This window comes from Sinomicrobium endophyticum, assembly GCF_052983315.1.
In genome coordinates this window covers 35,762-56,036 of the sequence record NZ_JBRKIS010000041.1, presented here as the reverse complement: position 1 = coordinate 56,036, position 20,275 = coordinate 35,762, and the positions used below count along the sequence as shown (strand labels likewise).

The 20,275-nt window shown below is 45.6% G+C and carries 12 protein-coding genes; 4 read left to right on the top strand and 8 right to left on the bottom strand.

All coding sequences use genetic code 11. The features are described 5' to 3' along the window. Positions 1-1,659: 1,659 nt before the first annotated feature. The 7 genes from ACVBDU_RS15495 to ACVBDU_RS15465 form a co-directional block, all read right to left on the bottom strand. Positions 1,660-4,659 (bottom strand): serine hydrolase domain-containing protein, encoded by a 3,000-nt coding sequence (locus ACVBDU_RS15495; RefSeq protein ID WP_447180640.1) that lies wholly within the window; start codon positions 4,657-4,659, stop codon positions 1,660-1,662. Beyond that, positions 4,656-5,573: an N-acetylmuramoyl-L-alanine amidase gene (locus ACVBDU_RS15490; protein ID WP_447180639.1), complete on the bottom strand. Its 918-nt coding sequence runs from the start codon at positions 5,571-5,573 to the stop codon at positions 4,656-4,658. The genes ACVBDU_RS15495 and ACVBDU_RS15490 overlap by 4 nt, the downstream gene beginning before the upstream one ends. A 523-nt stretch (positions 5,574-6,096) precedes the next feature. Further along, a complete protein-coding gene (locus tag ACVBDU_RS15485) occupies positions 6,097-7,287 on the bottom strand; it encodes a C40 family peptidase (RefSeq protein ID WP_447180638.1) in 1,191 nt (396 codons plus the stop codon). After that, on the bottom strand, positions 7,284-8,732 hold the full coding sequence (locus ACVBDU_RS15480; RefSeq protein WP_447180637.1) for a sodium:solute symporter: 1,449 nt from the start codon (positions 8,730-8,732) through the stop codon (positions 7,284-7,286). Before ACVBDU_RS15480 ends, ACVBDU_RS15485 begins: the two co-directional genes overlap by 4 nt. Before the next feature lies 1 nt (position 8,733). Beyond that, on the bottom strand, positions 8,734-10,272 hold the full coding sequence (locus ACVBDU_RS15475) for a glycoside hydrolase family 10-like protein (protein ID WP_447180636.1): 1,539 nt from the start codon (positions 10,270-10,272) through the stop codon (positions 8,734-8,736). Between the two features lie 95 nt (positions 10,273-10,367). Next, a complete protein-coding gene (locus ACVBDU_RS15470) occupies positions 10,368-12,080 on the bottom strand; it encodes a RagB/SusD family nutrient uptake outer membrane protein (protein ID WP_447180635.1) in 1,713 nt (570 codons plus the stop codon). A 17-nt stretch (positions 12,081-12,097) separates the two neighbouring features. Then, complete coding sequence (locus ACVBDU_RS15465) at positions 12,098-15,322, bottom strand: SusC/RagA family TonB-linked outer membrane protein (RefSeq protein WP_447180634.1); 3,225 nt, start codon at positions 15,320-15,322, stop codon at positions 12,098-12,100. A 315-nt stretch (positions 15,323-15,637) separates the two neighbouring features. Here ACVBDU_RS15465 and ACVBDU_RS15460 point away from each other — a divergent pair, with 315 nt between their 5' ends. Continuing rightward, positions 15,638-16,387 (top strand): DeoR/GlpR family DNA-binding transcription regulator, encoded by a 750-nt coding sequence (locus tag ACVBDU_RS15460; RefSeq protein WP_447180633.1) that lies wholly within the window; start codon positions 15,638-15,640, stop codon positions 16,385-16,387. A 432-nt stretch (positions 16,388-16,819) separates the two neighbouring features. Next, positions 16,820-17,644 carry an N-acetylmuramic acid 6-phosphate etherase gene (locus ACVBDU_RS15455; protein WP_447174955.1) on the top strand — a complete coding sequence of 275 codons (825 nt, stop codon included), beginning with the start codon at positions 16,820-16,822 and terminating at the stop codon, positions 17,642-17,644. 78 nt (positions 17,645-17,722) lie between these two features. Here the strand turns inward: ACVBDU_RS15455 and ACVBDU_RS15450 are convergent, their stop codons facing one another. After that, entirely contained in the window at positions 17,723-18,436 is a 714-nt protein-coding gene (locus ACVBDU_RS15450; protein WP_447180632.1) for a hypothetical protein, read from the bottom strand. Between the two features lie 451 nt (positions 18,437-18,887). Here ACVBDU_RS15450 and ACVBDU_RS15445 point away from each other — a divergent pair, with 451 nt between their 5' ends. Both ACVBDU_RS15445 and ACVBDU_RS15440 read left to right on the top strand, forming a co-directional pair. After that, positions 18,888-19,214, top strand: a complete 327-nt coding sequence (locus ACVBDU_RS15445; protein WP_447180631.1) for an ArsR/SmtB family transcription factor — start codon at positions 18,888-18,890, stop codon at positions 19,212-19,214. Further along, positions 19,211-20,179 (top strand): SRPBCC domain-containing protein, encoded by a 969-nt coding sequence (locus ACVBDU_RS15440; RefSeq protein WP_447180630.1) that lies wholly within the window; start codon positions 19,211-19,213, stop codon positions 20,177-20,179. The genes ACVBDU_RS15445 and ACVBDU_RS15440 overlap by 4 nt, the downstream gene beginning before the upstream one ends. The last annotated feature ends 96 nt before the right edge of the window (positions 20,180-20,275 follow it).

The window sequence follows — 20,275 nt, the reverse complement described above, 5'->3', positions numbered from 1 at the left end:
ACCTCAAACATTTCATAATGATGTCTTGGGCAAAGTGAATGAAATGGCTGTAAGTTAAGTTCTTTCCAACACAGCAACCAATGTATGAGAAACGTTGGAATCGAAAGCGATTACATTTATTCTCAATGTTGCAAAGGTTTCTTGACTTTAACCTATTATTCGAAGGATGGCAGGATTCGAACCTCCTATCCCGGGTAAAAGTTCAATTACTCCCGGTATGTGCTTATCGTTTCTTATAGGAGTTCGTAAATATTATATATTGCTGAATATTCGTGTCTGCTTAAAGTAGTTTGATTTTCATATATTTACACTTGTATTCTTTGACATAATTGTAATCTGTACTTGCAAACAGTTCTTTTTACAGGTGTTTTGTCAGGCAGGGAGGTATCCGGGGTTAGTTCCATTCCGTAAGTTAAACGATCCACGCTCCGGTTATCATATATTATTGCTGTTGAGCAATAGGCTATCATCACTGTGTAAATCCGGATACGGCGTGTGCTCCTTCTGGTATTGCGAATATCTCTGACTTCGCAGTCTGCGTTCGGTAAAACCCCGGGGTTACAACCAAAAGCATTTCTCCCGGTGTAATACCGGTAGGAACATAACCGTCAAACAGACGGTATCACTGCCGGCTTCCCGGCAAGTTCAGGACGGGTAGCCTCCCGGCAAAGATACGCCTGCCTTTGTCACGGGACCGTCATATCGTATTCCCGGCCGGATATTCCGGAGCCGGTTTTTGCCATTTAAGGGATTGTGTATACACTGAACCAGGTTACGTTTGCAGCATAAGCAACTGCGTATGCAGCAAACAGGATCCCTTACGATTTCGTATCCATTCCCTTACGCCGCAAAAGCAACCCGGTTAGTCGCCTAAGCAATTGTGTGTGATGTCACAAGCAACCCGGTTAGCGGTCAACGGAACTGCGTATGCTGCAAACGGAATCCCTTACGATTTCGTACCCATTCCCTTAAGCGGTAAACGTAACCCGGGGAGCCGCTTAAGCAATTGCGTTTGATTTCACAAGCAACCCGGTAAGCGGTCATCGGAATTGTATATGCTGCAAACGGAATCCCTTAGGCCGCATATCCATTTCCTTTAGCCGCAAACATAACCCGGTTAGCCGCTTAAGCAATTGCGTAGGAATTCACAAGCAACCCGGTAAGCGGTCAACGCAACTGTGTATGCGGCAAACTGGATCCCTTACGATTTCATGCCCGTTCCCTTAAGCGGTAAACCTAACCCGGTTAGCGGCTAAAGCAGTTGTATAGGATATCCTAAGCAACCCGATAAGCAGCTAAAGAAAACAGGTAAGCCGTATACCGGACCCGGTTCGGTGTAAACGCAATCCCCTAAATGGCCATTTTCCGGGTATTAAAGCGGAAAGAATCGGGGCGCTTTTTTGGGGTCAGGTACAGGAGTGTATAGTTTGTCCGGGCATAGTGCGGGCTGTCCCCGGCTTCTTTATAACCTTAGGGGGATATTTTGATAAACAATCCTGTCTGTCCGGCGGACGGGGAAATTGGGTTTTGGTTATTGGACTTTGGTTACTGAGTTACTAAGTTATTGAGTTATTGGGTTACTGAGTTTACAGGCATTGCCTAAATAACTTATTAACTCAATAGCCCAGTAACCTAATAACCCATCCTTTTCCCCAATTGCTATTCCTTCAGGGCATCGTAAATAACCTGTTGTATATTGGTACGGGTATTGAGTTTGTAGAGCCTGGTGTTTTCCCTGGTAGGCAATACCCGGTTGGACAGGAATACATAAAGAATTCCTTTTTCCGGGTCCATCCATACCATGGTCCCGGTAAACCCGGTATGTCCGAAGCTGCTTTTAGTAGCATCTGCAGCGGTATTTCCGTCTGCGCCTTTACTTTCCAGGCACGGCTTGTCAAAGCCAAGTCCTCTGTGGTTGTTATTTTCCGGGAACTGGGCCCTGGTAAATTCGCGGAACGTGCTTTCCTCGATATAACGGTCACCTCCGTAGGTACCCATATTCAGGTACATCTGCATGAGTTTGGCCAGGTCGTTGGCATTGGCAAAGAGCCCGGCATTCGAGGAAATACCTCCCATCATTGCCGCTCCTTCATCGTGTACCGTACCGTGTATGGGCAGGTGACGGAATTCATAATCGTGTTCCGTGGGAACAATGCGTTCTTCCGGGAATCTGGAAAGCGGATTATAGGTCAGGGTGGTTGCCCCGAGTTTTTGGTATAGCTCCCTGTCCAGGTAGGTGAGGAAGGGAGTATTACTCATGTTTTTCACCATCTCCGGCATGAGATAGAACACCAGCCCGGAGTACAGGTATTCCTTCTTTCCGGTAAGCGGTGATTTTTTGATGGCCTTGTATATTTTTTTCCTGTAATTACGATGCAGCCACATATGATCTGTGATTCTGACGGGAAACCGGGAAGAAGAATCTTTTTTTATCGTACTCCATTTATAGCTACCGTTGTTCCGCAACGTATTTTTCCAGTAGGCGATCCAGGGGGTAAGCCCGGCCTGGTGCGTAAGGATCTCCCGGAACGAAAGGTCCCCTTTGTCGGAATTTTTGAAATAGGGGAGGTAATCCCCCAGGCTTTTGTCGATATCAAATTTTCCCTGGTCGTAAAATTGCATAAGTGCTGGCAGGGAAGAGGAGATTTTCGTGACGGAGGCAAGGTCGTACAAATCGGTTTTCCGGACGGCAAGGGTATCCCTGTAATCCTGAAAACCATAAGCCTTATACAGTACTACTTTACCGTCTTTGGCAATGAAAACCTGTCCGCCCGGGATAGCCTTATTGTCCATGGCCACCTGCATGAGAGAATCGACTTTGCCATTGAGGAATTCCGAATTCATTCCCGCTTCTTCCGGAAGGGTATATTTGAACCGGATACCCCCTCGGGTCTCCATACCCGAGCCGATGGGAAACTTGTTCCCGATACGTACGGGAAGTTTACCGCCGGCGCCAAAAGCCCCGAAAATAAGTTGCGCGCTGAGTTCTTCCGTGAGTTTACTGTCCTGGTAAGCTACGATAAGTCCGCCGGCATATTCAATTCCCGGTATTTTGTCCAGGACATACGGGTTTTTAAAGGAAGTGATAATGCTGTTTTTACCACTGATCTCTTTCAGGAACGCCAACACGGGTTCCGGGAAACCGACCTGGTTTTTCGGAAGTCTTCCCTGGTCGTGAATACCTATAATAATTAAATTGTAATCGTCGAGTTGTTCTTTGAGTTTTTCAATGGCAGCGGAAGATGCATCATGGGGAAGCCGGAAGTGATCGACCGCGGTATACAGTGCGAGGGTTTTCTGAAATACGGTTTCTTCGGAAGCGCCTACGGACACCGAAGCTATTTTGAGTTTTTCCAGTCCGGATACCGGGAGGATATTGCCGTCGTTTTTAAGTACGGTAAGCGAGGCCTCCACCAGTTTTCGGTTCAGTAACCGGGCATGGGGGGTGTTGAGATCCCGTACGATATTTTTGCTTTCCATGGGCCGGTAGTCCGACAGTTTTGCCCACTGTTTGGCGGCGAGGACCTTGCGGACTTTGGCATCAATATCCTTTTCACGGATCATTCCTTTTTGTACGGCCTTCCGGATCTCAAAAATGGCCTTTTCCACATCTTCCGATAATTCCAGGATATCGTTCCCGGCCATCAGGGCGTCCCGGTCTACGATTCCGGGAGCGTTTCCTTTGGTAACTCCTTTCATCCCCATGGCATCGGTAATGATAAGCCCTTCGAAGCCGAGTTCGTCCTGTAGCAGGGAAGTGGCGATTTGGCGGGACAGGGTAGCGGGTTTTCCGGTGGTGTCCAGGACAGGGATATTGAGATGGGCTACCATAACCCCGTTAATGCCTGCCTTTATGAGTTCTTTAAAGGGATAGATCTCCAGGGTATCCATACGGGTCCTGGAGTGATTCAGGACCGGCAGATCGTGATGGGAATCTACATTGGTATCCCCGTGTCCCGGAAAGTGTTTGGCGGTGGTGAGCAGTCCGCTGTCTTGCATACCCTTCATATAGGCAATGACCTTGGCGGTGACGTTCTTTTTATCTTCCCCGAAGGACCGGGCATTTATAACGGGATTATCGGGATTGTTATTAATATCCGCAACCGGCGCAAAGTTGATATGCAGCCCGGAGCGTTTTACCTGCCCGGCGATTTCCTTTCCCATCTCGTATATCAGTGCATTGTCCTGTATAGCCCCCAAAGCCATCTGGAACGGGTAACTGACGGTATTGTCCAGGCGCATGCCCAGGCCCCATTCCGCGTCAATAGCGCCCAATAGCGGTATTTCGGAAGCTTGTTGAAATTCGTTCATCAGTTGCACCTGTTTTTCCGGGTTGCCCTGGAAAAAGACCACTCCGCCTATTTTGTGTTTTTTAATGATGGCCAGTATGTCCTGTTTGTGTTTTTCCTCTTTGTTGGAATAGGCCCGTACCATTAATAATTGTCCTATTTTTTCGTCTAAGCCCAGGGTGTTCATGATCGAATCTACCCATTTACTGTGTGTGTATTCAAGGAATTCCGGTTTTTGAACAGGAACTTTCTGGGCATTTGACCGTATTCCCGTAAGGAGGAGCAGGATAAGCGGAAGCATGTATTTTATTTTCATCATTTTGTGTGCTATTGTCGTGTTCAGGTCTTCTGTAGGAGGGAAAGGGATCATAAATGCAGGAATTTTTTATACATATTATAGAGTATGGCTTTTTCGGGCCCGTTTAAAGAATCGTTTATATTTTGTTGTATATAGTGGATCTTAAAGGCTTTGCGGGCGGCCTTCGGATCTGAGATGTCATAACCTATGATCTTCAGGGCTTCCTGTTCGTTAAAATCCGGAACCGGATTGTCCTGTGGTGTCGTAACGGGCGGCGCGGTTTCCTTTAGCCGGATAGTGTCTTTTTCAACGACAAGTTCTTTGGTTATCGTGTTCCGGATATCCGGGGTGTCGTCATACCAGATACCGAACCCGTTGTCCGCAAGTTCTTTCCAGGGAAAGAATATACTGGGATCGTTCTTCCGGGCGGGGGCAATGTCCGCATGCCCCAGGAAGTTCTCCGAAGGAATGTCGTATTTCTCTTTCAGGACTTTCAGGAGGGAAATAAGGCTGTCTATCTGTGCTTGCGGAAAAGGTTCCAAACCATTGTTGTCGAGCTCTATACCCAGCGAACCTGAATTGATATCACTGTTGCTTCCCCATTTCCCGGCGCCGGCATGCCATCCGCGGAAATAATCGTTGAGCATCTGGTACACCGTACCGTTTTTGGCAATGACATAATGGGAGCTGACCGAGGTCCGGGGCAGGGTAAAGGTGCGCAAGGTCTGTTCTACGGAATCCTGTGCCGTGTGGTGAATAACGACGTAATTGGGTTTTCGCATGTTGTAATTGGTAGTGCCTACCCAGTGTAATTGCGGCTGGGTCTTCTGTTTGCCGGAAGGGCGTTGCAAAAGTATTTTCGCATACTCCCGCGCCTGTTTTTTGTAAAAACGGTCGGTAGCGGCATAAGGATTGGGACTACAGGAAATTGCACCGCCGAGAATAAGCAGTAGTATGATCAGGGGTTTAATCGGATTGGCTGGCATAAGGTTTTGTTTTTTAATTATTTAGCACATGATAAAATTCGATCCGGGTAGATTTCCCTCTCCCGATAATCCCGATCACGATAATTATCGTGATCGGGATCAATGCAGGGTCTAAAGGGTAATGTTATTCAGTTAGTGTTATAGTCATTTTAAAAAGACAGATGTTCCATATTATAAATGTCTAAAGGCTCCTCCCTTCATCCCGATGATTATCGGGAGAAGGGAGGTACCCGAGCGAAGCAATGGGGGGAGGGTTTGAAATCCCGGGTCATTGGTATAACCGCAAATACCTGCGTACTCACGCTAAAGCCTGGGCTGGTCAAAACTCCCCGTCCCGCAAAGCGGTCCACCCCTCTTCTCCCGATAATCATCGGGATGAAGAGGGGAGCCCTGAAAAAGGACAAAAAATGAAAAATCTGTTTAACTGAATAACCTTGTCCTTTAGGCGCCCTGCATGGATCCCGATAAATCCGCATAAAACAAATTTTGTCATGTATTAAATTTTAATTCTATAGCTATTGTTCTACTTTGAGGTTATAAGCATGTGCTTCTCTTTGTCTTTGAAATCCAGTCCTTCTTTGCCGATGATGCGCTTCGTACGGAGATAACGGTTGTAATTGTACTCGTCAAACTCCGGAGAATTTTTATCCACCGAACTGATGCGAACATCTCCCATGGAATGGATGAATTTGTTGTCGCCTATCCACATTCCCACGTGTATGATCCGTTCGGGCTTGCCATCTTTTGCCGGGACACCGAAGAACAGCAGGTCGCCCGGTACCAGTTTTTTAAAATCCCCGGAATCATCTACGGGAACACCGGTGTGTACCTGTTGGGAGGCATCGCGTGGAAGTATCATCCCGTTGAGGTAATAAACGGTTTTGGTAAATCCGCTGCAATCTACTCCCTTGGTTGAAGTTCCGCCCCACAAATAGGGGAGTCCCATCAAACGTTTTGCCGTTTTTACCAGGCTGGTACTGTCGGCGTAAAGCGATTGCAGCCAATCCGTATACGGTACGGCATCGGTCTTTTTGAGATACGCTGTTTTCCGGTCGGGATATTGTACTTTGTAATACTCCGGTGTTTCGTCCAGGTATTCCAGTATACTTCCGGCAACGAGATCGGAAACGGGAGTTGCCGTAGTTTCCGGTTCGGTATACGATGTTCCGTATACGCCCCGGTAGATAATTTTTGACGAATTATCCCATGCGGTGAAAGCAGCATTGTTTTTTGGTTCCAGGCCCCCTTTATCTACCCATGCCAGGTACTTGTCCGGGGTTTGTATATAGTACCAATCGTTTTGTTCTTTGAGGATGGTAACCGGGGTTCCCAATGTGGCCTGGGTAACCATTTCGGCAGCATGTGAAGGCTTTGCCCGGAGATTGGCTACGGATATTCTGACGATGCCTTTGCTGTTCGCAGCGGGTACGGGTAATAGGGTTATACTGTCCGTATATGTTATATTATTTTTTTCCAATCCGGCCTTTAACACCTTCAGGGCATCGGGAAGATTGGTTTCACCTTTCAGTACGTATGTGTCCGTCTCTTTTTTTGCAGTAATATCAAAGAGGGCGACTCTCTTGTCGGGAGCAAATTCGTTTTTGATATCCAGTATGCTCTTTTCTACAAATTCGGTTTCCTCAGATCGGGAATTCTCTGTGCAGGAAGTCGTGAAAAGTACACATAGGGATAATACGACAATTATATTTTTCATCTTGTCCGGTTAAAATTAAAAGACAGCAAACGTAGCCCGGCAATGGTTATCAGGGCATTCACAAGTAGTATTTCAAATCCGAATTTATATCCCCCGAACCATTTTTCGGCATTTATATCCAGGATAACGGCAATAACGGGAGATGCTATGCAAACCCAGGGAACAAATTTATCACGGACCTGAAGTTTGGAAAAAATACCGTAAACAAACAGCCCCAGCAGGGGGCCATAGGTAAATCCGGCAACTTTAAAAACGGCGTTTACTACACTGCTGTCGTTAAAACTGTTAAAGATAAGAATTACACAAAACATCAACACCGTAAACAGGATATGTACGAACAGCCGGGTTTTTTCCGGGTTTTTTCTTTTGTTGTTGATGTCGAGAATATCAATACAGAAAGATGTGGTCAAAGCCGTCAGCGCGGAATCGGCGCTGGAAAACGCTGCGGCTACAATACCGATCAAAAAGACGATTGCCGCCACGGTTCCGAAATGATTGAGGGCCAGCATCGGGTAAAGGTCGTCGGTCCTGTCGGGGATGGCAATGTGATGTGCATCCGCATATTCGTACAGCAGGACCCCCAGGACCAGGAAGAGGAGGGTAGCCATGAAGAACGTAAGGGCAAACCAGAAAATATTCTTCCTGGCCTCTTTTTCGTTTTTACAGGTCAGGTTTTTCTGCATTACATTCTGGTCCAGGCCGTTCATGGCTATGGTTATAAAAATACCGGCGAGGAAATTTTTAAAAAAATAAGTGCCGGAGGACCACTCCCAGTCAAATATTCTGGACATAGGCGTGTTTTTTACTTTATCGATAAGGAGGGTGGTATTGATATCCAGGTGACGAATAATTACATAAATGCTGATCGTGACGGCGAGCAGTAAAAATGTGGTTTGCAGGGTATCGGTCCATACGATGGTTTTGATACCGCCTTTTCTGGTGTATAGCCATATTAAAGCTATGGTTACAAGAACCGTTACCCAAAAAGGAATGCCAAAAGCGTTAAAGAAGGCCAGTTGTAATACCAGTGCGGCCAGGAACAGGCGGAAGGAAGCTCCTATGGTCTGGGAAACCAAAAAGAAGGAGGCCCCGGTATAATACGATTTGTGGCCGAACCTGGTTTGGAGATATTCGTAGATGGAAGTGAGGTTCATTTTATAAAAGAGGGGAATGAGTATGTATGCTATAATGGCATATCCCACCATGTTCCCCATGACGAATTGCAGGTAGGTCCAGCCGCTGTTTCCTACTTCCCCGGGAACGGATATAAAAGTAACGCCGGACAAGGAAGCCCCTACCATACCATAAGCGACCAGGTACCACGGAGATTGTTTGTTAGCGGTAAAAAAAGCCCGGTTGTCCGCTGTTCCGGATGTCAGGTGCCCGATGACCATCAGGAGAATAAAATAAATAGCAATAACACCAAAAACTACTGCCGGTCCCATATTAGTTATGTACTGTTTTAGTAAAGAATTTGCTTTGATTTCCCGATCTGTCCACGGCGGTTATTCCTATCTTATGCAACCTGTTCCCATGCTCCGATAATTTTTTTAAAGCATGGTTTCTGTCGGGCCCGGTTAAGATCGAATGCTGCCAGTTTTCATTTTGATACTGATAGTATACTACCCATTTAAAGATATCCTTTTCATCGGAATGTGTCCAGGATACGGAAATAGTATCTCCTTTATCCGACAAATCAATAACAGGTTGATCCGGCGGCGTATTGTCCAGCCAGGGGCTGGCCGGGACCAGGGCCTTGTTTTTATAAGGACCGTTCATAAGGGCTTCGGTTACGGTGTCGTACTTCATAAGCGGGGCTACGTTCCAGTGTATGACACCTTTACTTTGCGGTACCATGCCCCTGGTGATCATGACCTGGTTTACCACTTCATCCGCATTGGCAATACCTCCGCCGAGGTCGTCTTTTATGCCCGGCCACAGGTGTTTGTTATAGGTGTTCTCTCCCTGCCACCATCCCAGGAGTTCCGGGAAACTTTGTCCTGCTTTGTTTATGCTCCAGTACAACTGGGGCGAAAAATAATCGATCCATCCCTTGTTGAGCCACAGTCTGGCATCGGCAAACAGCTTGTCGTACTGATCGTAACCGGAAACGGACTCCGGGTGTCCGGGTCTCCATATTCCGAAGGGGCTTAAACCGAATTTGACAAATGGTTTTTCTTGTTTGATCGCACCGTATACCCTTTTTATAAACCGGTTGACATTTTCCCTCCTCCAGTCATTACGGGATAATTTGCCACCGGATTCCCGGTATTGCCGCCAGCTTACATCATCCGGAAAATCTTTTCCGTTATGGTAAGAGTCGTAAGGGTAGAAATAATCGTCAAAATGAATGCCGTCTACATCATATCTTTTAACGATATCCATAACCACAGCCAGGGAGTGATCCTGGGTCCCTTTTAACCCGGGGTCCATCCACCACATGCCGTTGTCGAGCTCCACGACGAGTTCTTTATCGGTGCGAATGACAGATTTATCGCTGATAACGTCACCCTGGGTATGATGTGCCCTGTACGGATTTAACCAGGCGTGTAGTTCGAGCCCTCTTTTATGGGCTTCTTCTATCCAGAATTCAAGCGGATCGTAAAATGGGTAGGGGGCTTCGCCTTGCTTGCCTGTCAGGTAGTAAGACCAGGGTTCCAGGGAACTGTTGTACAAAGCATCGGCCTGAGGGCGTACCTGGAAAATAACGGCATTAAAATGATGTTGTTCCAGGAAGTCCAGGAGTTTTATGGCTTCCTGTTTTTGGATATCTACAGGCAGTCCGGGTGCACCGGGCCAGTTTATATTGGCCACGGTAGCGATCCAGGCGGCCCGGAACTCTTCTGTGTTATATGGGGTTTCCGGGTCCCACCTGGCCTTACCGGCTTTATTGGTATATATGGATTTTAAACCGGAATGACACCCGGTGATAAGGATGCCAAGCAGTGCTATGAAGTATATCCGTACGGATTTTCTTTTTGCCATTTTTTAAATGATGGGATAACGATTAAACTTCAAAGGTAAAGAAAGAGATTCTTTGAGAGCATTCTCAAAGAATCTCAAACAACAACTAACTAAAATCACCAACCCGGGTTTTGTGTCAACTGATATCCCTGTTCCTGGTACAGATTGATCTGATCCAACGGAATAGGGGCCAGGTAAACTCTCGGGTCGTCAAATACTCTCTGGGATTCGGAAGCAGGGGCCGGTATGATATAACCTTCGGTACCTTCCGTAAGTACCATGTTGTCCAGGTTGGCATCGGGGTAATCGCTCTTTCTTATCCACGCGCCCCTGTTGATCTCAGAATTGTCTGTCATATCCGCGTATTCCAGTTTTTTCCATCGTCTGAGGTCGTCCAGCCGGAATCCTTCCATCATGAGTTCTATACGGCGCTCCCGTCTTATCTCCCAAAGTATCGGAGATACGTCAGGATCCCTGTCGGGGTCGTCATAGGTTACGCCATTGGCGGATGGTTGACCGCCGTTAAGTTGTAAATGGGGCATGTCTGTTCCGGGCCTGTCTCGTAAAACGTTTATCGATTTGTCCAAATCGGCCTGGCTCAGGCTACCACCTCCCACGCTAGCCAGTTCGGCAGCGGCTTCCGCGTAATTCATAAGTACCTCACCGAACCGGATCACGGGGGCGTCGGTAGGGTTTAAATTGGAACTTCCTATAGGATCATCTTTGATGTCTTCATTGAGAAATTTATGAGTGGCTATACCTGTTGTGGAATGATTAAAAGCAATGCCGTTCAGACGGAGTTCGGTAGAAACCAGAGTCTCATAGATACGCCCGTCCCTGTCCGTCATTACATTTTCAATACCCTGATCTCCCTGGTAAAGCGGGGAAACGGAGATAGGCAGCCCGTCGCTGCACAGGTAAGTATCTACCGCGTTTTTGGAAACTCCGCTCTGGGGTTCCTTATTGTTGTAACTGTTAAGAGCATGTGTAAGCATCCCCTCCTCATACTCCCGGTATAAGATAACCTCGGGATTGGAGGACAGGCTGAGGGAATTAAAAACCTCCCTGTAATTTCCCAAAGTGTAATTTCCCGAGTTTATTACCTGTTCGGCGGCCCATTTGGCGGCTTCCAGGTATTCGGCTGCTTTTTCACTATTGTTTTCATGGTATTTCTGCCAGGTACCTTCAAAAAGGAATACCCTGGACATATAGGCCAGGACAACATCCCTGTTGACTTCCAGGCCTTCGTTATCTACGGAAGTTCGTACGTTATCTACGGCATAAGTAAAATCTTCGAGTACTTTGTCCATGACAACAACACGACCGTCCCTGGGCTTATAGAGCATGTCGTAATCGTCTTCGGATAATTCCGCATCGAAATACGGAACGTCCCCGAAGGCTTTGACCAGGTCGTGATATTCCAGGGCACGGAAAAAGCGACCGATGCCGGTCCAGTGATTAATAGCTTCTTCTTCCATGGGGACGATTTGAACCCGGTCTATAAATATATTGGCTTTTCGCACCCATGCAAAACTCCATCCGCCACCAGAGGTAGGAACCTGTTGGGGAAACATGGAAGGATTGGAAGGTGCAAAATCATCGTTCAGGGCCTGCCCTGAGAAATATTTGCCCCAGGTATAACCGGACCCGTACCCGATAAAATACCCCGTATAAAAACCGTATGCAAATGTCCTGACATTTTCCTCACTGGTCCAGTAGGTTTCGTCTACCAACTGATCTTGCGGGGGAACTTCCAAAAAATCTTTGTCACAACCTGTTAGCAGGAAGGAACACAGTGTTATAGTTAAAATATAATATACCTTTTTCATTGTTTTCGTTTTTGCGGTTACAGGGAAACTTGAAGTCCGAAAGAGAAAGACCTTCGGTAGGGATAAACCCTTCCGAATGTAGAAGTGTCATTTAAACCTGCGGTGGTATAATCCACTTCGGGGTCTACCGGGATCTGTACCGGGGTGAATTCAAACAGGTTCTCCCCGCTGAAATAAAGCCTGCACCTGGAGAGCTTCAACTTGCTCGTTACGGATTCGGGCAATGTATATCCGAAACTGATATTCTTCATTCTCAGATAGGCCATGTTCAGCAAGTACTTGGTCTGCGGATGGAAATTCATCGCTTTGTTGGATTGTGACTGGTCATTGGGCCTCGGGTAGTATGCATCCGGGTTTTCGGGTGTCCAGTAATCCAGCTGATGGTCATACCAGCCTTCGCCGTATCGGAATCCCGGGATGAAGACAGGGCCATTGGCCCAGAAATCTCTTTTGCCTACGCCCTGCATGAAAATATTCAGGTCAAAACCTTTCCAGTCCGCTCCCAGCTGAATACTGTACTGATAGCGGGGAGTGGAGTTCCCTATTACTTTCATATCGCCGGAATCGCCAACCGTTTCGGATCCGAAATCAATGACGCCGTCGCCGTTAAGGTCTTTGAACTTAACATCTCCGGGACCGTATTTGAACCATCCGTAATTCCCTTCGAGAAGACTTTGATCCGCTACACCGGATGCATAACTTCCGTCCGCATTGAAATCGGCTTCGGTAAAGAAACCATCGGTTTCATATCCCCATATCTCCCCGAGGTATTTGCCCTCGTAGTTCGAATTTATTCCCCGGATTGTATTGGCATATTTGGTGACCTTTTCTTTATAATCGGTCAGGGCTACCGTAGCGTTGATATTCAGGTCATTTTTAAACTGGTGTCTGAAATCCAGGGTAATTTCCCATCCGTCGGTTTGCAGTTCACCGTAATTTCGTACCGGGGAAGCGGTACCAAAAGTAGCGGGCAGGGTAACACCGGGACTGTGCATATCGCTTACCGTACGCCGGTACCAGTCAAAAACAAACCCGAGTTTATTGTTGAAAAACCTGGCGTCTAAACCAAAATCGAGCGTGGTTATGGTTTCCCAGGTGAGTGATGAGGGGAGGGCTCCCGGTGTACCCACTGTAGCCTGGTTGTTCGAATCTATGAGCCATCCGGAATTCGTCGATGTCATGATCCGGTAAATGTTACGCAAATACGTATTCTGATTTCCGATAGACCCGTAAGACCCTCTCAGTTTAAAAAAGGACAACGTGTTTTTGACGGGTTGCATGAAATCTTCTTCGGAAAGAACGTAGCCCAGGGAAGCAGAAGGGAAAAAAGCCCATTTTTCATCCGAAGACAACCTGGACGAACCGTCATATCTCGAATTTATTTCCACCAGGAATTTATCTTTATACGAATAGTTTACACGCCCGAAAAATCCGAGAGTGGACCATTTGTCCCGGTCACCGCCAACAAACTGATCCCCGGTAGCCAGGTCCAGTTCTCCCTGTTCCGGGTTTAAGAGATTTCTCCGTTGGGAGTAATGGAACCAGTCTTCATATTTTTCCATATCTCCTCCTACGGTTATTTTGAACTGGTGATCATCCAGGTCAATATCGTAAATACCAAATGCCTTAAAAGTGTTTCTGCGGCTCCATTCCGAGTTATATTGTACACGATTAAAGGAAGGACTGCTGTAAGGAACATATGAAAAATCAGCGCCCTGCGCCCAGAAATTATAAGCGTAGAGTGTTCCCCCGACCTGGTGCTCGTGCTCTTCGACACGGTCGTGAGTGAAATCGAAATTTAAGGACAAATTGTCGATAGGAGTAAGTGTAGCGCCGAGATTTAACCTGGATAGGGAATAGTTGTTTTCATTCATATTGGCCTGTTCCACTTCCGAAATATGGTTCCGGAACGGCTTGCCGTCCACGGTCCCGTACGGATAAAAAGCGGGCCACCGGGTAGTATAATACCAGGCGTCATAGGTATTGGAACCGAATTTGAAAGGTTCTGTAGTTTTGGAATTGGTGTGTAAGATCTTGGCCCGGACCTCGGCCCAGTCCGTAACAGTGGTATTTAAACTCAGGTTTACATTATATCTTTCAAATTTATCGGGATTGGTTTTGTATACGCCCCCTTGATTTAAATATCCCAGTCCCAGGTAATAATTGGTGCGTTCGCTACCACCTGCAACGGAGACATCGTGTTTTTGCTGTAATGCCCATTTGTCTACAAACAGTTTTCTGGGATCCCACGACCGGTAAAAGAAAAGTCTCCCGTCGCGTATTTCATAATCCCGGCCTTCGACCATTTCCATACCGAGGTCCTGGCCGGAATACAGTTCGTCCCATTCTCTCATCTTATCTATGGCCACCTGGTCTATGTACATTCCCACAATACCAAACGCGTCTAAAGAAGGAATTCTTCTTTGTACCGCTGCAAAGGCCATTTCGGCCCCTTCTGCTGCAGGGGCTATTTTAGGGGTATTGGTGGGGGTGGCCCAGGAAAAGTTGTTGGAATAGGAGACTGTCGGGGCCGAATTGCGCTTACCCTTCTTGGTGGTGATAAGGATAACCCCCCATGCTCCACGGGCCCCGTAAATGGAGGTTGAAGCCGCGTCTTTAAGTACGGAGATATCTTCAATATCTTCGGGATTAATGGTTTGAAGACTGGGGATCTCCACATTATCCACCAATATAAGCGGTTGGGCGCCACCGGGTGTTCCCAGGGTGCCTGTGGAACCTCTTAGCGTTATTTTCGGATCCTGGCCTATTTGTCCGCTGGACGAAGTTATGGTTAAACCGGGAGAAACCCCCTGAAGCCCTCTTCCCACATCTGTAATAGGCCTGGATTCCAGTACTTTTGAGTCTATGGTAGCTACGGCCCCGGTTAAGTTTTTCTTTTTCTGGGTACCGTAACCGACTACGACTACTTCATCAAGACTTTCTATATCTGTCCGGAGCGATATGGAAAATGATGTTTTATCTCCGACTTCCACCTCCTGTGCGATAAAACCCAGGGAGGAAATGATCAGGATTGTATTCTCTTTCTGCGGAATATCTAAGGTGAACAGGCCGTCGAAATCGCTTTCCGTACCCGTTGAAGTACCCTTTACCACAATACTTGCTCCCGGTAAAGGCGCTCCTTCTTCATCCTTTACATCCCCCGAGATCGTTATGTTTTGGGCATGTAAAGATGCGGAGAACAAGCAAAACAGGAACAAAAATATCCATTTGAAATGCTTCATAATTTGATTGTTTAAAAGTTAGTTATTTAGTTTAATGTCAATTATTGCTGCAAATTGCTGCAATATAAAGTGCGTACTCGTGGTGAGTGAGTTTTACTAGTGTGTGTTATTTATTCTATTTTAACAATATTAAAGGTTATATTTAGCTATTTGTGGTATTATGTTAAATTTTAACTATTTTCAAATGTATGCAATTATTTGAAATTAATTGCAATGTTTTGCAGTTATATGCAGTATTTTTAATTATCTTGGTTTTTTCTTTCTTATATTTGCTGGAATTAGTGGTGTTTTAATCTTTTAAAGAGCATAGGAAGAATGTTAAAAGAAGAGAGGAAGCAGATCATCCTCAATGAGGTCATGGTACACAACCGGGTACTGCTTACCGATATTGCCGAACTTGTAAAGGTTTCCATAGATACGGCAAGGAGAGATATAAAGGAATTACACGATGAGAAAAAACTTAAAAAGGTTCACGGGGGTGCAATCTCTTTAGGTTTTTACAATCATAATGTACAGGATAAAAATGTGTATTCCATCGAAAAGAAATTGCAAATAGCCAGGAAGGCCGCGGGATTATTGAAAAGCGGGCAGGTAGTTTTGCTAAGCGGTGGAACAACCAATATGGAACTGGCCCGGGTTTTGCCGCCCGGACTTGCCATAACCTGTTTTACACCAAGTCTTGGGGTAGCTAATCAATTACTGGCAAAACAAAACGTGGAAGTGATTTTTATAGGCGGAAAATTATCCAAAGATTCACAGATTACCGTAGGAGGGACCGCAATAAATATGCTTTCGGAAATAAAAGTGGATGTCTGTTTCCTGGGGACCAATTCCATTGATTCGGGACAGGGGCTTACGGAATTTGACTGGGAGATCGTGCAGATGAAGAAGGCTATGATCAGGGCGTCCAAAAAAATTGTGGCCCCGGTGATTTCCGAGAAATTAAATACGGTGCAGCGGTATAAAATATGCAATATAGAAGAAGTGGATGTCCTTATAACCGAACTGGAGCCCGAAGACAGGACACTGGAAAGTTTCCGCGATAAAAATATAGTAGTGCTTTGATCCCCGGATTTTAGTACATGACAAAAACCGGTTTTGCACAATTTGATCGGAAAATCAGTTTAACCCCTCCCGATAATTATCGGGACTAAAGGGAGCCTGATTTTCCTCGTCCCGATATTCATCGGGATGCTCCCTTTAGGGTTGGGGTAACAATCCCGATCCCGATAATTATCGGGACTTTCGGGAGAGGAATTATCAAAATTCAATTTTCATGTCCGTCACAGGTAAATAAAGGCCTCTTGTTTCTTATTTAATGATTAGTACTGATGCATTAAATATTTATAACAAGTCAACTTCGTGTTCTTTGTGGTTGATATTTAACCACAGAGAACACGAAGTATGCACAAAGTTCACAAAAGGCAAATTCAAATCAAAATGTAATGCATTAGTACTATTTAATGGTCAACAATACGCTTTAATAGCTCAATACTTATGTCCAAATACACAAAAATTACGGAAAAGCCCTCTCCTTATACGGAGTTGGAACAGATGGAAACAGCTTCTATCCTGGAGAATATAAATAAAGAAGATGAGAAAGTGGCGAAATCCGTTCGCGCGGTCATTCCGCAGGTTACAAAATTAGTTGATGAACTGGCCCTGAGGTTTATGGATGGCGGACGTTTGTTTTATATTGGCGCCGGGACCAGTGGCAGGTTAGGGGTCTTGGATGCTTCCGAAATTCCGCCTACTTACGGTATACCACATGACAGGGTGATAGGAATTATTGCCGGAGGGGATAAAGCTATCCGAAAGGCGGTGGAATATGCCGAAGATGATATGGCACAGGCATGGAAAGACCTTAAAGAGTATGATATAAACGAAAAGGACACCGTAGTGGGCATTGCCGCTTCGGGGACAACACCTTATGTATTGGGGGGTATCAGAGACGCCAGGGCAAACGGCATTTTAACCGCCGGTGTAACGAATAATCCCGGTTCTCCTTTGTCCGCCGCTGCGGATATCCCGATCGAAGTGAATGTTGGTCCTGAATTCGTGACCGGAAGTACGCGAATGAAAAGCGGGACCTCCCAGAAACTGGTGTTAAATATGATCAGTACGGCTTTAATGATAAGGATCGGCAGGGTAAAGGGCAATAAGATGGTGAATATGCAGCTCAATAACGTAAAGCTGGTAGATCGTGGCGTGCGCTTTTTAGCGGAGGAACTGAAACTGGAGTACAAACAGGCCGAAGCATTGCTGAAAAAGTACGGTTCCGTAAAAAAAGCCATGGATGCCTACGGAAATAAGAAGGGGTGATTTTTGTGAAACGCTGCGAAACCTCTGTGAGTCTCTGTGAGATAGCTATTATACAAACCTGCCTGTCGATAGGCCTACCTAATTATAATACTTACTATTCCACACCATCCCGTTAAAGTTCTTGCCGAGGGCAAAAGCGTAAAACAAGGTAATACCGCAAATGGATTTCAGGACAAAGAAATACAGCATCCAGAAATGAGAAGCATCCGGGTGCGGGGTAAACAACTTTAAGGGGATCATGGCGGTTACTGCCAGGCTTATAACGGCAATAAGCAAAAAGAGGTTGAGCAGGTTTTTAAACGGAAGCATGAACCACTTTCGCAGCGGGTGGAGATCATTGCCCCATTGGTGTACCAGGTAAAAATAGTCATTACCGAGAGGGGCAAAGAGCAGGGGGTCGTCCGCATTCTCCAGGCGGAACAAACCTGCAGGAGCGACGATCTTAAAACTGCGGAATTCGGTCTGATGCTGTTTTTCCAATCGTTTGATCTCTGATAAAGCTTCCCGGGGAAACTCACCCTTAAAATATTTCGTATCCAGGAAACGGAGCCTGTAATCCGTACAGATCTTTTTGATGTGCGAAATATGATATATCCGTTCCGTATCCAATTGCGAAATTTGCCAGTGGTTGATCCCCGGAGTACCTTCATTTAAAATTCCGGCAATACGGATTTCCCTCCGGTCGTCTTCTTCCAGGATCCTCGCTACTTGTTGCAGCATATCGGGAACCCCGGGCGACCTGTCACGGCATCTCTTTAATTTATCCTCTATGTTGACCCTGGGTAACAGCATTTTTTTGAAGAAATGAATGTTACTTCAAAAATAAGGAAAATGATAAGAACCGTCAAATTGCCGGGTTATTAATGCAGGGCAAACGCATTATGTGTAGCGCATTTGGTGGTGGGAGAAAGGGAGAATGGGAGAAAGGGAGAAAGGGAGAATGGGAGAACTTGATAATGAGGTAAAGGAGTTTGGGAAGGGATGGAGTTAGATGAATGGAAATTGCAGGGATGATCGGGAGACTAGGTGGCTTCGGTACACCCATCGCTGCGCTTGGGCACTCAGCCGCCTACGCTCTGATGCAAACCTGCAACTGCAACCTGTAATTGCAACCCGTAACTGAAACCTGTAACCTGTAATTTGAAACCTGCAACCTGTAAGCCTGCAACTTGTAACCCTAAACTATTTAAAAATTTGCGCAACTAAATAATTGCACATATATTTGCAATCAAATAGTTTCATAATGAAGACAAGACGAGATATTTTTCAAGCAATAGCCGACCCGACAAGGCGGGCGATTATTGCGCTTATCGCTTTACAGGCAATGACACCAAACGCCATTGCTAAACACTTTGACACCACCCGGCAAGCGGTGTCAAAGCACTTACAAATTTTAACGGAGTGCGAATTGGTAACACAAAAACAACAAGGTAGAGAAATCTACTACCAACTTGAAGTAGATAAAATGAAAGAAATTGACAAATGGCTAAACCAATTCAGGAAGATCTGGGAAACCCGCTTCAATCAACTTGACGAAGTATTATCAACGATTAAAAACAAGAAAAAATGAACAGCAACTTAAAATTTGATTTTACGGTCAACAAAGAAAACAACACCGTAAACGTAAAACGTGAATTTAACGCAGGCCTTGAATTGGTTTGGGAAGCATGGACAAACCCTGAAATTCTTGACCAATGGTGGGCACCGAAGCCATATAAAACCAAAACCAGGTCCATGGATTTTCGGGAGGGTGGAATGTGGCTTTATGCAATGATCAGTCCGAAAGACGAAATACATTGGTGTAGGGCAGATTACAAAAAAATTGAACATCAAAAAAGTTATTCATACACGGACAATTTTTGTGATGAGAACGGAAATGTGAGTGAAAAATTTCCTAATTCATTCTGGACAAATGTTTTTAGCGAAAACGGGGAAATAACAAGTTTAAACATTACCATTCAATACGAAAGTCTGGAAGCGCTTGAAAGAGTAATTGAAGTCGGATTTAAAGAGGGCTTTACCATGGCTATGCAAAATCTTGACCTATACATTGAAACAAAATTCAAACTTCGCAGACAAAACAAAACAAGTAACAAAGCAAGAGTTTGCACTTATTTGAATTTTGACGGAAAAACAGAAGAAGCATTTTTGTTTTACAAGAGCGTTTTCAAAACAGCGTTTTTGGGAAAAGGTATTGAACGTTTTGGAGACATTCCCGCAAGTGCAGGGCACCCGCCTGTTGCCGAAGAAATTAAGGAGATGGTAATACACGTTGAGTTGCCGATCACAGGAAACCACGTTTTAATGGGAACTGATGCACCAAAAGAAATGGGCTTTACATTGACCAAAGGAAACAATATGCACATCTGCATCGAACCGGAAACAAGAGAAGAAGCAGACAGATTGTTTAATGAACTTTCGGCAGGTGGTAATGTTACAATGCCAATGGCAGATATGTTTTTCGGCGCCTACTTCGGAGAGTTTTCCGATAAATACGGAATTAACTGGATGATAAACTTTCAAAATAAAGAATAAAACAAACAACTCAAGACGAGTTCAAAAAGCAATCAAAAAAATTAAACGTGTTCCGTATTAAAAAAGGTGGCCTGTTCAGGACCACCTTTTACATAT

What these genes read in the sequence shown, in the direction of transcription:
- ACVBDU_RS15495 (WP_447180640.1), bottom strand. Translation starts at nt 4,659, where the DNA reads ATGATCCCTTTCCCTCCTACAGAAGACCTGAACACGACAATAGCACAC.
- ACVBDU_RS15490 (WP_447180639.1), bottom strand. Translation starts at nt 5,573, where the DNA reads ATGCCAGCCAATCCGATTAAACCCCTGATCATACTACTGCTTATTCTC.
- ACVBDU_RS15485 (WP_447180638.1), bottom strand. Translation starts at nt 7,287, where the DNA reads ATGAAAAATATAATTGTCGTATTATCCCTATGTGTACTTTTCACGACT.
- ACVBDU_RS15480 (WP_447180637.1), bottom strand. Translation starts at nt 8,732, where the DNA reads ATGGGACCGGCAGTAGTTTTTGGTGTTATTGCTATTTATTTTATTCTC.
- ACVBDU_RS15475 (WP_447180636.1), bottom strand. Translation starts at nt 10,272, where the DNA reads ATGGCAAAAAGAAAATCCGTACGGATATACTTCATAGCACTGCTTGGC.
- ACVBDU_RS15470 (WP_447180635.1), bottom strand. Translation starts at nt 12,080, where the DNA reads ATGAAAAAGGTATATTATATTTTAACTATAACACTGTGTTCCTTCCTG.
- ACVBDU_RS15465 (WP_447180634.1), bottom strand. Translation starts at nt 15,322, where the DNA reads ATGAAGCATTTCAAATGGATATTTTTGTTCCTGTTTTGCTTGTTCTCC.
- ACVBDU_RS15460 (WP_447180633.1), top strand. Translation starts at nt 15,638, where the DNA reads ATGTTAAAAGAAGAGAGGAAGCAGATCATCCTCAATGAGGTCATGGTA.
- ACVBDU_RS15455 (WP_447174955.1), top strand. Translation starts at nt 16,820, where the DNA reads ATGTCCAAATACACAAAAATTACGGAAAAGCCCTCTCCTTATACGGAG.
- ACVBDU_RS15450 (WP_447180632.1), bottom strand. Translation starts at nt 18,436, where the DNA reads ATGCTGTTACCCAGGGTCAACATAGAGGATAAATTAAAGAGATGCCGT.
- ACVBDU_RS15445 (WP_447180631.1), top strand. Translation starts at nt 18,888, where the DNA reads ATGAAGACAAGACGAGATATTTTTCAAGCAATAGCCGACCCGACAAGG.
- ACVBDU_RS15440 (WP_447180630.1), top strand. Translation starts at nt 19,211, where the DNA reads ATGAACAGCAACTTAAAATTTGATTTTACGGTCAACAAAGAAAACAAC.